Raw genomic sequence first — 14,660 nt, 5'->3', positions numbered from 1 at the left:
GATGAGACGCGAATAAATGATGTTGTTTGCTCGGTGGATAAAATCAGGCCGGCCGTGGATTTGGCTGACAGGAGGTGCCGTCAGTATCTGTCTGGTCGCAGTTCTGGGTCTGCTTTTACTGATTGGCTGGAAAGGGTTGGCATATTTCTGGCCGACTCCTCTGTATCAATGGCAGACATTTGATGGCAAGCGTATTGTCGGTGTGATTTATCAAAAAGATTCTATTCCGGTAGAGCATATCTCGGATGCCTTTGCCTCTCTGCCCCAGCCGGTTTTGGAACGGGGCGAAGTTGAGCGTCTGAATATTAAAATTGCCAACCGGGAACTGTATCCGCTGGATTTTATTTCAGTCCTGGAGCCGCAACTCAGTGTTCCTGTTCTGCCCAAAGAATGGGCTGTCATTGAGCGTACCAGTGGAGGAGACTTCTTCGGTAAGCCTGTTGCCTATGAAACAGTAAGTGGTCACTATCGTTCGGATATCGCTTTGCACTTGCAGCATGGTATCGAGTTTGCGGATACGATCCGTGAGGAAATTGAACGAATATCAGAGGATGAGATCGGCCGGACAGGGTGGGAGCTGAGCGCACTACTGCAGGCAAAGAAAAAAGCTGAATATAACAATCGCCTGAATGAGGGATACCTGGAACAGTTTGAGCGTAAGAAAATGGCGCTGAATGAACTGATTGCTGAATCAGAAGCCAAGTTGGAGCAACTGCATTCCCGGTTAGAAGAAGATACAGTTATTGTGGAAGATATGACCGGTCGTTATATCCGTATTTCGATGGCATCAGTCGTGGATGCCTGGTATCCCAATAATATGACTGCAATGCAGAAGTTGGTTCACTGGGGGGGGAAAGTAAAACAGTTCCTTATGGATGACCCGCGGGAGGCTAACTCTGAAGGGGGAGTCTTTCCTGCTATTTTTGGCACGGTTTTCCTGGTGATGGTGATGTCAGTTATCGTGATGCCACTGGGTGTTATGGCGGCTATTTATCTGCACGAGTACGCAAAGAATAATCTGATTACACGTTTGATCCGCATTGCTGTTATTAATCTGGCTGGGGTGCCTTCTATCGTATATGGGGTCTTCGGACTGGGATTTTTTGTGTATACGCTGGGTGGAACAATTGATGAGTTGTTTTATTCCGACCGCCTGCCTGCACCGACATTCGGTACACCGGGATTGCTCTGGTCAGCACTGACACTGGCGCTGCTGACGCTTCCTGTTGTGATTGTTGCTGCTGAGGAAGGGCTGGGGCGTATTCCGAACTCAGTTCGGCATGGTTCGATGGCTCTGGGCGCTACCCAGTTTGAAACACTGTGGCGCATCGTACTGCCGATGGCCAGCCCGGCGATTATTACCGGAATGATTCTGGCTGTCGCCAGAGCTGCCGGGGAGGTTGCTCCTTTGATGCTAGTCGGCGTTGCTAAGTTGGCTCCGAATCTGCCTGTCGATGCTAATTACCCCTACATCCATCTGGAGCGTAAATTTATGCATCTGGGCTATCATATTTATGATATCGGTTTTCAGTCGCCGAATATTGAGGCGGCCAGACCTCTGGTGTATGCCACATCATTTTTGCTGGTGGCAGTCATCATCGGATTGAATTTAACCGCTATTCATATTCGTAATAATCTGCGGGAAAAATACCGTGTATTGGAACAGGAGTAGAGCCTGAATTATGTTTTCTGCCAGTTCGGCTCTGGGTTATGAGCCGCCACTTGATGTGAATAACCTTTCGGATAGTAAGACAGCTATTTCGATTGAAGGGTTGAATCTTTATTATCAGCACAGCCGTGCCCTGACGGATATTTCAATGCGTCTTCCTAAAGGACAGGTAACCGCATTTATCGGTCCCTCAGGGTGTGGTAAATCGACCCTGCTGCGTTGTATAAATCGTATGAATGATTTGGTTGATGGATGCCGGGTTGAGGGGGCGGTGCGTCTGCATGGTAAAGATATTTATCATCCATCGGTCGATGTTGCTACGCTTCGCCGCCGTGTTGGTATGGTATTCCAGAGGCCGAACCCGTTCCCTAAATCCATCTATGAAAATGTGGTGTATGGTTTACGTTTACAGGGGGTTAAATCGGTACGCACTCTGGACGATGCGGTTGAACGTTCGTTACGGGCAGCTGCACTATGGGATGAAGTTAAAGACCGTTTGCATCAGAATGCTTTCGGGCTTTCCGGAGGACAGCAGCAGAGGCTGGTCATTGCCCGGGCGATTGCCATCGAACCAGAAGTTCTGCTGCTGGATGAACCGACTTCGGCACTGGATCCGATCTCAACCCTGACCATTGAAGAATTAATTAATGAACTGAAAACCAAATATACGGTTGTGATTGTCACTCACAATATGCAGCAGGCTGCACGTGTCAGTGACCATACCGCCTTTATCCATCTGGGGCGGTTGATCGAATATAGTGATACAGATTCAATTTTTACTTCACCAATGAAAAAACAGACGGAAGATTACATAACAGGAAGGTATGGTTAATTGTCCGTTCACTAATTTTTGAGGAATAAAATGCATCTAGGCCGCCATATATCCGGGCAATTTAACGCTGAGCTCGAGGCTATCCGTACCCATGTTCTGACAATGGGAGGACTGGTTGAGCAGCAACTTTCGTTTGCGATGCAGGCTTTGCATAAGCAGGATGTGGCGCTGGCGAGAAAGGTTGTGCGTGATGACCACAAGGTCAATGGCATGGAAGTTTCTATTGATGAAGCCTGTACAAAGATTATTGCCAAGCGTCAGCCCACAGCAAAAGACCTGCGCCTGATTATGGCTATCATCAAAACCATTACTGATCTGGAGCGTATTGGTGATGTTGCAACGAAGATCGCCTATATTGCGATTGAGAATCCGGGATCGGCTGAGCAGAATTTTCAGGTATCTCTGGAGCCGTTATGCCGGAAAGCCATTGCGATGCTGCATCAGGTTTTGGATGCGTTTGCCCGCATGGATACCGATTCTGCTGCTGAAGTCTACAAGCTGGACAGTAAACTGGATGCTGAGTATAAGGCGGTTGTAAGCCAGTTAATCAAACACATGCAGGAAGCACCACAAAATATTCCTGGTATCCTGCAGGTCATGTGGTCTGCTCAGGCTATAGAGAGGGTTGGCGACCGCTGTCAGAATATCTGTGAATATATTATTTATTTTGTAAAAGGTAAGGATGTCCGGCATCTGGATGATGAAGGGGACATCGATAAATATATCTGATCAATATATCTCCGGTATATGTGACTGCTCATCGATAGGAGAACGGACGTAGCCCTCTTTATTCAGCTCCGGCAGCTCCACCGGGGGATATTCAATGTCTTTGTACTCAATCTGTGTAAGCAGGTGACTGATGCAGTTCAGGCGTGCTTTTTTCTTATCGTCGGAGCGAACCACCCACCACGGAGACTGTTTGGTATCTGTATAGGCGAACATACGATCTTTTGCTTCCGAGTATTCTGCCCAGCGGTTGCGGGATTCGAGATCGATAGGGCTGAATTTCCAGCGTTTGACCGGAGTATTAATACGTTCCAGAAAGCGTTTTTCCTGTTCCTCATCCGATACTGAAAACCAATATTTAATCAAAATAATGCCGGAGCGGATCAGCATCCGTTCAAATTCGGGACAGGAGCGCAGAAATTCTTCGTACTCTTCATCACTGCAGAAGCCCATCACTTTTTCGATTCCGGCGCGGTTATACCAACTGCGGTCAAACAGTACCATTTCACCAGCGGAAGGAAGGTGGCAGACATAACGCTGAAAATACCACTGGGTCTTTTCCTTTTCTGTCGGTGCCGGGAGAGCGACGACTCGACATACTCTGGGGTTCAGAGGCTCAGTAATTCGTTTGATCGTACCGCCTTTTCCGGCTGCATCTCTTCCTTCAAACAGGATTGCCACTTTCAGACCTTCCTGTTTTACCCATTCCTGAAGCTTCACCAATTCAGTCTGCAACCTTTCCAGTTCCTTTTCATAGACTTCTTTTTTTAGTTTGCCCATTATCTGCTCCTGTTTCGCTATTTTTTAAGTATAGGAAAGATGTTGGGATTCTGAGTGTAAAAATAAATTTACGCGAATGTTTTTAAAAATGTACACTTGCATCTTATTTATATGCTGGTATCTTGAGGTTATTCTGTTTTAGAGTGTTATTTTTAGTATTGATTGTAAATAATAGTGTACGGTGAGTAAGATGCATAAAAGTGAATTAAGTAATATCAACATTATTGATGAACAGGTTCTGATCACGCCTCAGGAATTAAAGAAAAAGCTGCCTCTGAGTGAAAAAGCCCGGGCGTTTATCCAGAAATCCCGTCAGGACATTGCCGATATTATTCAAAAGAAAGACCACCGTATGCTGATTGTTTGCGGCCCTTGTTCTATTCATGATATTGACGCTGCGAAAGAGTACGCGAAGCGATTAAAAGCACTCTCACAAGAGCTGAGTGATCAGCTATATATTGTTATGCGGGTTTACTTTGAAAAACCGCGTACCACTGTCGGATGGAAAGGATTGATCAATGATCCGCATCTGGACGGTACATTTGATATCGAACATGGCCTGCATGTTGGCCGCCAGCTATTGATTGAACTGGCAGAGATGGAGATCCCGCTGGCGACAGAAGCACTGGATCCTATCAGCCCTCAGTATCTTGCGGATACATTCAGTTGGGCTGCTATCGGTGCCCGTACGACTGAGTCTCAGACTCACCGTGAAATGGCCAGTGGCCTTTCTATGCCTATCGGGTTTAAAAACGGGACGGACGGTAGCCTGTCTACAGCGATCAATGCGATGCAGGCTGCTTCTGCCGGCCACCGTTTCATGGGGATCAGCCATGATGGTCAGGTCGCACTGCTGACCACAAAAGGCAATCAGAACGGCCATGTGATCCTGCGAGGCGGTAAGCAGACCAATTATGATTCAGTATCAGTTGCCGAATGTGAGCAGGAGATGGCAAAATCAGGTCTCGACGCAGCCCTGATGGTCGATTGCAGTCATGCAAACTCTTGTAAAGATTACAGTCGCCAGCCGCTGGTTGCTGAGGACGTACTGCATCAGATCCGCGAAGGAAACAAGTCAATAATCGGTCTGATGATTGAAAGTCACCTGAATGAAGGCAATCAGCCATCCGATATTCCGCTGAATGAAATGAAATACGGAGTGTCGATCACCGATGCCTGTATCAGTTGGGATACGACCGAGACCCTGCTGCGTCACGCACATAATGAGCTAATTCCGTTTTTGCAGGATCGAATTAAGTAAGGAACCTTAATGGCCGTTGAATTAAACGAGTTACGTGATCAGATAGACGAAGTCGATAAGCAGATGGTGGCCTTGCTGGCACGCCGTCTGGCTCTGGTAGAAAAAGTCGGAGAGGTCAAGAGTAAATACGGTCTGCCGATTTATGCCCCGGATCGTGAAGCAGCAATGCTGGCGTCACGTCGTGAAGAAGCTGAGAGGCAGGGGGTTCCGGCTCAGCTTATTGAAGATATTCTGCGTCGGACTATGCGTGAATCTTATGCCAGTGAAAAAGATTCCGGCTTTAAGTGTCTGAATCCGGAATTGCGTTCTGTGGTCATTGTCGGCGGTAAGGGACAACTGGGTGGTCTGTTTAAACGCATGTTTACCTTGTCCGGTTATCAGGTCAAGGTACTTGGCAGTAAAGACTGGGGACAGGCAGATGAGATCCTTAACGATGCCGGATTAGTGGTTGTCAGTGTTCCGATTCACCTGACTGAGGGAGTGATCAGAAAACTGTCTGATCTTCCTGAAGACTGTATTCTGTGTGACCTGACTTCGATCAAGTCTAAGCCGCTCCAGACGATGATGGAAACCCATTCGGGTCCGGTGGTTGGTTTGCACCCTATGTTTGGTCCGGATGTGCCGAGTCTGGCGAAACAGGTGATAGTGCATTGTGACGGACGTGGTAGTGAACATTATCAGTGGCTGTTGCAGCAGTTTGTTATCTGGGGTGCCAGTATCTGTACTATGGACGCCAAAGAGCATGACCGTGGTATGACGTTGATTCAGGCTCTGCGCCATTTTACTTCGTTTGCTTACGGTATGCATTTGAGTAAAGAAAACCCGGATCTGGATAAGTTACTGCAATTGAGTTCGCCGATCTATCGTTTGGAGCTGGCGATGGTCGGGCGTCTGTTTGCTCAGGATCCGAATTTGTATGGCGATATTATTCTCTCTTCAGAGGAAAATATCGAAATGATTAAGCGTTTTCATACCCGCTTTGGTGAAGCGATTCAGATTCTGGAGCAGCATGATAAAGCGGCTTTCGTTGAGAGTTTTAATAAAGTCAGCAACTGGTTTGGGGATTACTCTGCTCAGTTTATGCTGGAAAGCCAGAAATTGCTGAAACAGGCGAATGATTCTATTCATCGAGGTTAGAAGCAGAGTTTCTTTCCTTTCAAGCCTTTTACTGATTTCAAATCTCTTTCCCTTTTAGTAGACTGTCCGACTATTAAAGTTTTATGCCGAATTCGTGGGAGTAAACAGAATGGCGAGTATTGAAGCGGCACTGGCTGAAATTAAGCGCGGTGTAGAAGAGCTTATCCCTGAAGAAGAACTGATTGCAAAGCTGAAAGAGGGACGTCCTCTGCGTATTAAGCTGGGTGCGGATCCAACGGCTCCGGATATTCACCTGGGTCACACTGTTATTCTGAACAAGCTGCGTCAGTTTCAGGAACTGGGCCATGAGGTTACCTTCCTGATTGGTGACTTTACCGGTATGGTTGGTGATCCGACTGGTAAGAATACGACTCGTCCTCCTCTGACTCGTGAAGATGTACTGGCGAATGCGGAAACCTATAAACAGCAGGTTTTCAAGATCCTTGATCCGGAAAAGACCAAGATACAGTTTAACTCCGAGTGGCTGTCTGAACTGGGTGCTGAAGGGATGATCCGTCTGGCGGCAAATCAGACGGTTGCCCGTATGCTTGAACGTGATGATTTTAAAAAACGCTATGCCGGTGGTCAGCCGATTGCTATCCATGAATTTATGTACCCTCTTCTTCAGGGGTATGATTCAGTGGCAATGCATACAGACGTTGAACTGGGTGGTACGGATCAGAAGTTTAACCTGCTGATGGGACGTGAGCTGCAAAAATCCAACGGCCAGAAACCGCAGTGTGTGCTGATGATGCCTCTTTTGGTTGGTCTTGACGGCGAGAAGAAAATGTCTAAGTCAGCCAATAACTATATCGGTATCAATGAAGCTCCGGGTGAAATGTTTGGTAAGATCATGTCTATTTCTGATGATCTGATGTGGAGCTACTACGAGCTGCTGTCTTTCCGTCCTTTGGAAGAGGTTGCTCAGTTTAAAGCTGATGTTCAGTCAGGCACAAATCCTCGTGACATTAAGATCCTGCTGGCGAAAGAGATTATTGCTCGTTTCCATTCTGAAGCGGATGCCGATGCAGCAGAGCAGGAATTTATCAACCGTTTCCAGAAAGGTGCGATGCCTGACGTCATGCCGGAATTTGAATTTGGTGCAGGTATTGCTGTCACTAACCTGCTTAAAGATGCCGGACTGGTTAATTCAACTTCTGATGCCATGCGTATGATCCGTCAGGGTGCGGTGAAGATGGATGGCGAAAAGATCGAAGATACTAAACTGGTGCCGGAAACCGGAACATCGGTTTATCAGGTGGGTAAGCGTAAGTTTGCCCGGGTGACGATTGCGTAATAGAGCAGTATCACGTGTCGGCAGGATGTTATCCGTCAGTAGCGGATAACATCACTGTAGAAGGCCTGCTCAAACTGAAAAATAGGAGGGATGGTGTCGTTAGCATCATCCCTTTTTTGTTCCGGATAGTAATCGGTAACAAATTGAACAAATAATGCCCTGGGCTTTCCTGATGCATCAATACTGTAGCCGGCCATATTGTAGCTGCCGTAAAGTGATCCGCTTTTTGCCAGCAGGTGGCCTCTAACCGGTTCAGTGCGCATACTGCGGCGATACTTTAGTGTGCCGCTTTCGCCAGCGGTTGGCAGCATAGCCAGTAGGTTTAGCTGCTTATCGTGTTTCCAGATATAGTCCAGCACCTGAACCATATTCGTTGCCGTGATACGGTTATTGCGTGATAGTCCGGAACCATCGGCTAACTGGGCATGGGTAAGGTCAATACCGGCTTTAGCAAACAGGATCTGTTTGATTGCTTCTGTGCCGTTATTAAAGCTGCCGGGTTGCAGGTAAAATTTCGCACCCAGTGTCTTGGTCAGGTTATCAGCAATCAAATTGTCTGAATGTTTCAGCATTTCACCCAGCAGTTCGGGTAACGGAGCTGAGAGATGCCGGGCGATCACTTTTCCTTCCGGCTGCCGGGCCAGTTCTATCTCCCCACTAAAGCGGATACCATGATTGTTTAACAGAGAGCGGATAACTGCTGCGGCATAAGCATGGGTTTCCTGAACAGCAAATTTCAGTGGCAGAGGGCGTTCTCTCTGCACCAGACATCCTGAGAGCAGATATTCGTTGCTGTCAAACGTAATCAGCTCCAGATCGCACTGCCTTGATTCCTGCCCCTGCTCGGTTACGCTGATGGCTTCTGTTTCCACATGGATAGGCTGATGCTCAGGAACATATACCCGGGTTGTGCCGTTGTTCTGGGTATAAATGGAAGCTTGTACACAGTTTTTATCCAGAGTAATTGCACTGGCCGGGGCACTGTAGCAGACCCCGAGGATATCCCAGGGCCAGCCGACCCCCCGTTCATATCCGCTAAAGGCACTGTTGTCCAGCCAGATATCCCCTCTAATCTGGTTGATACCAGCGGTTTTTATCTGCCGGATTAACTCTGTCAGATGTTCTGATGTGAGAGTCGGGTCGCCGGAAAAGCGCAGTATCAAGTCATCTCCGGAGAGTTCTGCCTGAGTTTCAAAGCGGAAACGATCACCCAGTTCCAGTTTAGCAGCCAGTGCCGTCAGTAATTTTAGGGTACTGGCCGGGGGAAACATCTGATCGGCATTCAGGGAAAGTGGTGTTGCTCCATCCGGGGTGCGTACAGAAAGGCTTGCCCGGCTGCCTCTGGGGAGATAGTCCAGAGGAGAATAGTGAGTAGCGGTGGCTGCGTAGCCCGGCAGCGCACTGATACAGAAAAACAGAAGAGAGAAGATGATACGCATAACTGGCCCAATACCCTATTTTTGTCTGCACAAAGTATACCTGACTCTGACTGTCTGGCGAGTATCGGGATGGATAATCATAATCTTCTCTTTTTGTGAGTGACACAGATCACATTTGCATTCCAAAAAAAGCCAAACAGACATAAATAAAAAAGTGAATTTTTATCTTTTGGGAGTTTTATATTTTTAATATATCGTTTATTTATCAATGCATTGATGTTTTTTTTGTAGGTAAAAAATATTAGTTCCCGGTATTTATTTCTTTTTACTAGTCTGGGCTCCGGTGGAGGGGTTAAATCGTTCGGGTGCATATCCATAAAGGTTATGGCATTGAAATGTCTGACAAACCACGACGGTGGCTATACGGCGTTCATTGCAGTCTTTGTTTTGATATCACTCAGATAAGAAAAAACGACTACATAGGATTAGTAATAAGGATTAATCAGATGAACAAGAAATTTATCGCGCTGGCAGTGGCAGCTCTGGTTTCAGGTGCAGCTAATGCGGCTTCTATCTACGAAAACGACACAACAACCTTTAACCTAAAAGGTGAAATGGACACATACCTGAGCCAATATGATGTGGATCATGCTGCAGGTACTGCTGATGAATCATACGACGCAGATGTGGATGTATGGGTGAAAGTACAGATTGATGCTGAGCATCAGCTAAGCGAAACGGTTAAAGTTTTCGGTTCATTTGAAATTGAAAACGGCGTTGGTTTTGCGCCTGGCGACAACGATGATAAAGATGTTGTTACAGATGATGAGTACTTTGGTGCTATGTTCGGTGACAGCTTTGGTATTGCTGTGGGTGAAGTGGGTGACTTTGGTGACTCTCTGGATGCTATCACTATTGATAACACCAATGAAGGCTACGGCTACATGGATGATGAGGCCACTTCATTTGAAGGAAATGGTCATGCCATCAGCCTGAAGTATGACGCCAATGGTCTGAAGCTGATTGCTGATACGTATCTGCATCAGGATGAAGATCTGGATAACGCATACGGTATTTCTGCATCTTATACTGTAGCGGGCTTTAACATCGGTGCTTCTTATCAGGATCACGGCAACCGTAACGGTTATAGCACTGAAAGTGCAACATCTGATGATGATAACGATATCTACGGTTTTAAAGCAGGTTATACCGGTGACAACTTCTCTGTTGCCGCTCACTATGTAAATGAACAGATTGACAGCACTGACATTGAAGCTATTGGTGTAGCTGCAGATTATACCATTGATGCAACACGTGTTTATGTATCTGCTTATACTGCCGACGCAGATGTTGACGGTTCAGAAGATCTGAATGCCTATACACTGGGTGTGGATTACACATTCTCTGATAACCTGAAAGGCTTTGTTGAATACTCAGCGAAAGAAAACGTAGGTTATACAGAAGACGAAGATACAGCTCTTGCTCTGGCAGGTATGTACTTCTACTTCTAATCTGTTTAATACAGATTTAAGCGCCTGCAATAAATAATGCAGGCGTTTTTCTGAATATCTTCGTTCTGCCACTGTTCTTATGCTGTACAGCGGCGGGATGAAACCACCGGCTATGCTAACGGATAGCCAGCCTTTTCTTAAGCTTTGCGGGGCAAAAGTCAGTTTTGTGACAGTTAAACAGCTTTAGGGGTGACCTGAGCGGAATCTTTGTTTACACTAGTCTGAATGCACTTATTTTCCACCTCCCACTCAGCGTTGGTTGAGTGGGAGTTTTTTGTCCAAAGCAAACTTTGGAATACAGAGGTTTTTACACATGGAAAAGATTCCAATGACTGTACGCGGCGAGCTAAAACTGCGTACCGAGCTTGATGCACTGATTAAACGTCGTCCGCTGATTTCTCAGGCCATTGCTGAAGCGCGCGAACTGGGTGATCTGAAAGAGAATGCCGAGTATCATGCCGCCCGTGAGGAACAGGGGATCTGTGAAGCTCAGATCCGTGATATCGAATATAAACTGTCCGTTGCTCAGGTGATTGATGTGACCAAAATGGACAACAGCGGCAAGGTTATTTTTGGTGCTACGGTTACCCTGATTGATCTGGATACAGAGGCTGAATTCACCTATCAGATTGTGGGTGATCATGAAGCGGATATCAAAGCCGGACGTATTTCCGTCAGTTCACCGATTGCCCGTGGCCTTATTGGTAAGATGGAAGGTGATGAAGTGGCGATCAGTACACCGGGCGGGGATAAAGATTACGAAATCGATAAGGTTGAGTATATCTGATACCTGTCTGATACGGCACTGCATTGAAAAAGGAGAGGCATGACCTCTCCTTCTTTAATATGCCGGATACCTGTTTTTCGATCCCGACGCAGTATTATTTGCGAGGCAATTCGATTTTGCGTTCTTCGGACTGGCGGTACAATACCAGAACTTTACCGATGGTCTGTACTTTTTCTGCTTCCGTTTCACGAACAATCGCATCAACGATCAGTTGCCGGGTTTCTCTGTCTTCAGAAGCTACTTTGACTTTAATCAGCTCATGATGATTCAGGGCTATTTCGATTTCCGCTAATACAGCCTCAGTCAATCCGTTTGCGCCCATCAGAACAACAGGTTTCAGGTTGTGTGCCAGGCCTTTGAGGAACTGCTTTTGTTTTGTGCTTAGGTTCATTATGCGGTCAATTTTCTTAAGTAGTGGGGTTGAAAAGCGCTATTTTAACGCCATCTAATCACGAAGACTATACTTACTTTACATGATAAAGCAGCTTTCCAGATAGGAAGAGAATGAGCAAACAGAAACATTCAGCCAGTTCCGGGCGATGGCTAAAGGAACATTTTGACGATAAATATGTGAACGAAGCAAAGAAGAAAGGCTACCGTTCTCGTGCTATCTTCAAGATTGAGGAAATTCAGGGCAAAGATAAACTGCTGAAATCCGGGATGACAGTGGTTGACCTTGGCGCCGCTCCCGGAGGCTGGTCCCAATATGCGGCACAAATCGTAGGTGATGATGGTCAGGTTATTGCTTGTGACATCTTACCGATGGATTCCATTGCCGGCGTGAGTTTCCTGCAGGGGGACTTTCGTGAAGATGCGGTTCTGGAAGCATTACTTGAGCGAATTCAACCGGATATGGTCAATGTTGTTATGTCTGACATGGCGCCGAATATGGCAGGTAATCAGGCGGTGGACCAGCCAAGAGCGATGTATCTGGTTGAACTGGCGTTAGATATGTGTCGACAGGTTCTGGCTCCTGATGGTAGTTTTGTGGTTAAGGTCTTTCAGGGAGAAGGCTTTGATCAGTATGTCAAAGATGTTCGCGACCTGTTTAAGGTCGTGAAAATCAGAAAACCGGACTCATCGAGAGCTCGCTCCCGGGAGGTCTACATCGTAGCCACAGGCTACAAAGGCTAACGCTTATCGGGCCGGATATCTCATTCTGCGCGGAATAAGTTAGCAAAGAGAAATTTACACAGTGGCTACAGCTATGAAACTGTAGTACCCTACCTTTAATTACAATTAGTTATCGAGAGGCTGACACCTTGAGTGACATGGCAAAAAATTTAATTCTGTGGCTGGTAATCGCCGTAGTACTGATGTCGGTATTCCAGAGCTTCGGCCCTGGGGAAAATAACGGCAGAACCGTCGATTACACGAGATTTGTTCAAGACGTAGGCCAGGGCCAGATTGAGGATGCCCGGTTTAATGACCGAGAAATAGCCTTTACCCGTCGTGATGGTTCCCGTTATGTAACCTACATGCCGATTTATGATGAAAAACTGCTGGATGATCTGATCAACCAGAATGTTCGTGTTCAGGGCACACCACCGGAAGAGCAGAGCCTGCTGGGCACTATTTTTATCTCCTGGTTCCCAATGATCCTGTTGATTGGTGTCTGGATTTTCTTTATGCGCCAGATGCAGGGCGGCGGCGGCAAAGGCGCGATGTCTTTCGGTAAAAGTAAAGCCCGCATGATGAGCGAAGAGCAGATAAAAACCACGTTTGCTGATGTCGCCGGTTGTGATGAAGCAAAAGAAGATGTAAAAGAGCTGGTGGATTATCTGCGAGATCCGAGCCGTTTCCAGAAGCTGGGTGGTAAGATCCCGACGGGTGTGCTGATGGTCGGTCCTCCGGGTACGGGTAAGACACTGCTGGCAAAAGCGATTGCCGGTGAAGCAAAGGTTCCGTTTTTTACTATTTCCGGTTCTGATTTTGTTGAAATGTTTGTCGGTGTGGGTGCATCCCGTGTCCGTGATATGTTTGAGCAAGCCAAAAAAGCTGCGCCTTGTATTATCTTTATCGATGAGATTGATGCCGTAGGCCGTCAGCGTGGCGCTGGTGTGGGTGGTGGTCACGATGAACGTGAACAGACATTGAACCAGATGCTGGTTGAAATGGACGGTTTTGAAGGCAACGAAGGTATTATTGTTATCGCTGCAACCAACCGTCCGGATGTTCTGGATCCGGCCTTGTTACGTCCTGGTCGTTTTGACCGTCAGGTTGTGGTTGGTTTGCCGGATGTGCGTGGCCGTGAACAGATCCTGAAAGTACATATGCGTAAGGTGCCTTTGGCGGGAGACGTTGATCCGTCACTGATCGCACGGGGTACACCGGGCTTCTCTGGTGCGGATCTGGCTAACCTGGTAAACGAGGCAGCCCTGTTTGCTGCCCGCGGTAACAAACGCAATGTGTCTATGGTTGAGTTTGAGCTGGCTAAAGACAAAATTATGATGGGTGCGGAACGCCGTTCTATGGTTATGACGGACGATATAAAAGAATCGACCGCTTATCATGAAGCCGGACACGCTATTGTCGGCCGTCTGGTTCCGGAACATGACCCTGTCTATAAGGTTTCCATTATTCCTCGCGGACGGGCTCTGGGTGTCACAATGTACCTTCCTGAACAGGATCGCATCAGTATGTCCCGTCAGCATCTGGAATCGATGATCTCCAGCTTGTACGGTGGTCGTTTGGCAGAAGAGCTGATTTATGGCAGTCAGAAAGTGTCTACAGGTGCATCGAATGATATCGAACGTGCTACAGATATTGCGCGTAAGATGGTGACTCAGTGGGGCTTTTCTGAAAAGTTGGGGCCTCTGCTGTACGCTGAAGAAGAAGGTGAAGTTTTCCTCGGACGCAGTGTTACTCAAACCAAACACATGTCAGATGATACGGCGAAGCTGATTGATGATGAAGTTCGTTCGATTATTGACCGTAACTATGAACGGGCCAAGCAAATTCTGCAGGACAATATGGATATCATGCATTCGATGAAAGATGCATTGATGAAATATGAAACGATCGATGCCGGTCAGATTGATGACTTGATGGAGCGCAAGGAAGAGATTCGCGAGCCTCATGGCTGGACTGCAGATGATGCAGCCAGAGTAAAAGAAAAGGCAGAAGTAGCAAAATCTGCGTATGCAGAGAGCAAACCGGCAGATAAACCAGCTGCAGAAGAGTCTTCTGATAAAGCGGATACACAGGAGTCCGCCAAATCTGAAGATGATGCAGAGTAATCTGCAGGGAAAGGAATAAATAAAACCCCGGCTCTGCTCGGG

Annotated in this window: 13 protein-coding genes; 10 read left to right on the top strand and 3 right to left on the bottom strand. The window is 47.0% G+C overall.

Annotated elements, in window-relative coordinates:
• Positions 1 to 19: 19 nt before the first annotated feature.
• The 3 genes from pstA to phoU are packed head-to-tail and all read left to right on the top strand — an operon-like array spanning position 20 to position 3,230.
• Positions 20 to 1,672: a phosphate ABC transporter permease PstA gene (gene pstA, locus CSW98_RS11365; RefSeq protein WP_100800680.1), complete on the top strand. Its 1,653-nt coding sequence runs from the start codon at positions 20 to 22 to the stop codon at positions 1,670 to 1,672.
• 10 nt (positions 1,673 to 1,682) lie between these two features.
• Positions 1,683 to 2,501 (top strand): phosphate ABC transporter ATP-binding protein PstB, encoded by an 819-nt coding sequence (gene pstB / locus CSW98_RS11360; RefSeq protein WP_100800591.1) that lies wholly within the window; start codon positions 1,683 to 1,685, stop codon positions 2,499 to 2,501.
• Between the two features lie 30 nt (positions 2,502 to 2,531).
• Positions 2,532 to 3,230, top strand: coding sequence for a phosphate signaling complex protein PhoU (phoU, locus tag CSW98_RS11355; protein WP_100800590.1), 699 nt, complete (start codon positions 2,532 to 2,534; stop codon positions 3,228 to 3,230).
• Here phoU and ppk2 read toward each other — a convergent pair whose 3' ends face one another.
• Complete coding sequence (gene ppk2 / locus CSW98_RS11350) at positions 3,231 to 4,007, bottom strand: polyphosphate kinase 2 (protein WP_100800589.1); 777 nt, start codon at positions 4,005 to 4,007, stop codon at positions 3,231 to 3,233.
• A gap of 190 nt (positions 4,008 to 4,197) precedes the next feature.
• Here ppk2 and CSW98_RS11345 point away from each other — a divergent pair, with 190 nt between their 5' ends.
• The 3 genes from CSW98_RS11345 to tyrS all read left to right on the top strand — a co-directional run bounded on the left by CSW98_RS11345 (position 4,198) and on the right by tyrS (position 7,702).
• Positions 4,198 to 5,268, top strand: coding sequence for a 3-deoxy-7-phosphoheptulonate synthase (locus CSW98_RS11345; protein WP_100800588.1), 1,071 nt, complete (start codon positions 4,198 to 4,200; stop codon positions 5,266 to 5,268).
• A 9-nt stretch (positions 5,269 to 5,277) separates the two neighbouring features.
• On the top strand, positions 5,278 to 6,405 hold the full coding sequence (gene tyrA / locus CSW98_RS11340; protein ID WP_100800587.1) for a bifunctional chorismate mutase/prephenate dehydrogenase: 1,128 nt from the start codon (positions 5,278 to 5,280) through the stop codon (positions 6,403 to 6,405).
• A gap of 109 nt (positions 6,406 to 6,514) precedes the next feature.
• Positions 6,515 to 7,702 carry a tyrosine--tRNA ligase gene (gene tyrS, locus CSW98_RS11335; RefSeq protein ID WP_100800586.1) on the top strand — a complete coding sequence of 396 codons (1,188 nt, stop codon included), beginning with the start codon at positions 6,515 to 6,517 and terminating at the stop codon, positions 7,700 to 7,702.
• 35 nt (positions 7,703 to 7,737) lie between these two features.
• On the opposite strand, the gene dacB is transcribed toward tyrS, so the two are convergent.
• Positions 7,738 to 9,141, bottom strand: coding sequence for a serine-type D-Ala-D-Ala carboxypeptidase (dacB, locus tag CSW98_RS11330; protein ID WP_100800585.1), 1,404 nt, complete (start codon positions 9,139 to 9,141; stop codon positions 7,738 to 7,740).
• Positions 9,142 to 9,587: 446 nt separating this feature from the next.
• Between dacB and CSW98_RS11325 the strand changes: the two genes are divergently transcribed.
• Together CSW98_RS11325 and greA are read left to right on the top strand one after the other, a co-directional pair.
• Entirely contained in the window at positions 9,588 to 10,592 is a 1,005-nt protein-coding gene (locus CSW98_RS11325) for a porin (RefSeq protein ID WP_100800584.1), read from the top strand.
• A 313-nt stretch (positions 10,593 to 10,905) separates the two neighbouring features.
• Positions 10,906 to 11,379 (top strand): transcription elongation factor GreA, encoded by a 474-nt coding sequence (gene greA / locus CSW98_RS11320; protein ID WP_100800583.1) that lies wholly within the window; start codon positions 10,906 to 10,908, stop codon positions 11,377 to 11,379.
• 94 nt (positions 11,380 to 11,473) lie between these two features.
• Here greA and yhbY read toward each other — a convergent pair whose 3' ends face one another.
• On the bottom strand, positions 11,474 to 11,770 hold the full coding sequence (yhbY, locus tag CSW98_RS11315) for a ribosome assembly RNA-binding protein YhbY (protein WP_100800582.1): 297 nt from the start codon (positions 11,768 to 11,770) through the stop codon (positions 11,474 to 11,476).
• 113 nt (positions 11,771 to 11,883) lie between these two features.
• Here yhbY and rlmE point away from each other — a divergent pair, with 113 nt between their 5' ends.
• Both rlmE and ftsH read left to right on the top strand, forming a co-directional pair.
• Positions 11,884 to 12,513, top strand: a complete 630-nt coding sequence (gene rlmE, locus CSW98_RS11310) for a 23S rRNA (uridine(2552)-2'-O)-methyltransferase RlmE (RefSeq protein ID WP_100800581.1) — start codon at positions 11,884 to 11,886, stop codon at positions 12,511 to 12,513.
• A gap of 137 nt (positions 12,514 to 12,650) precedes the next feature.
• Positions 12,651 to 14,618: an ATP-dependent zinc metalloprotease FtsH gene (gene ftsH, locus CSW98_RS11305; protein WP_100800580.1), complete on the top strand. Its 1,968-nt coding sequence runs from the start codon at positions 12,651 to 12,653 to the stop codon at positions 14,616 to 14,618.
• The last annotated feature ends 42 nt before the right edge of the window (positions 14,619 to 14,660 follow it).

The sequence above is a fragment of the Vibrio sp. HA2012 genome (assembly GCF_002812955.1).
In the GTDB taxonomy this organism is placed as follows: domain Bacteria; phylum Pseudomonadota; class Gammaproteobacteria; order Enterobacterales; family Vibrionaceae; genus Vibrio.
Note: the sequence above shows the minus strand (reverse complement) of the source record. Positions and strands in the feature narration are given on the sequence as shown.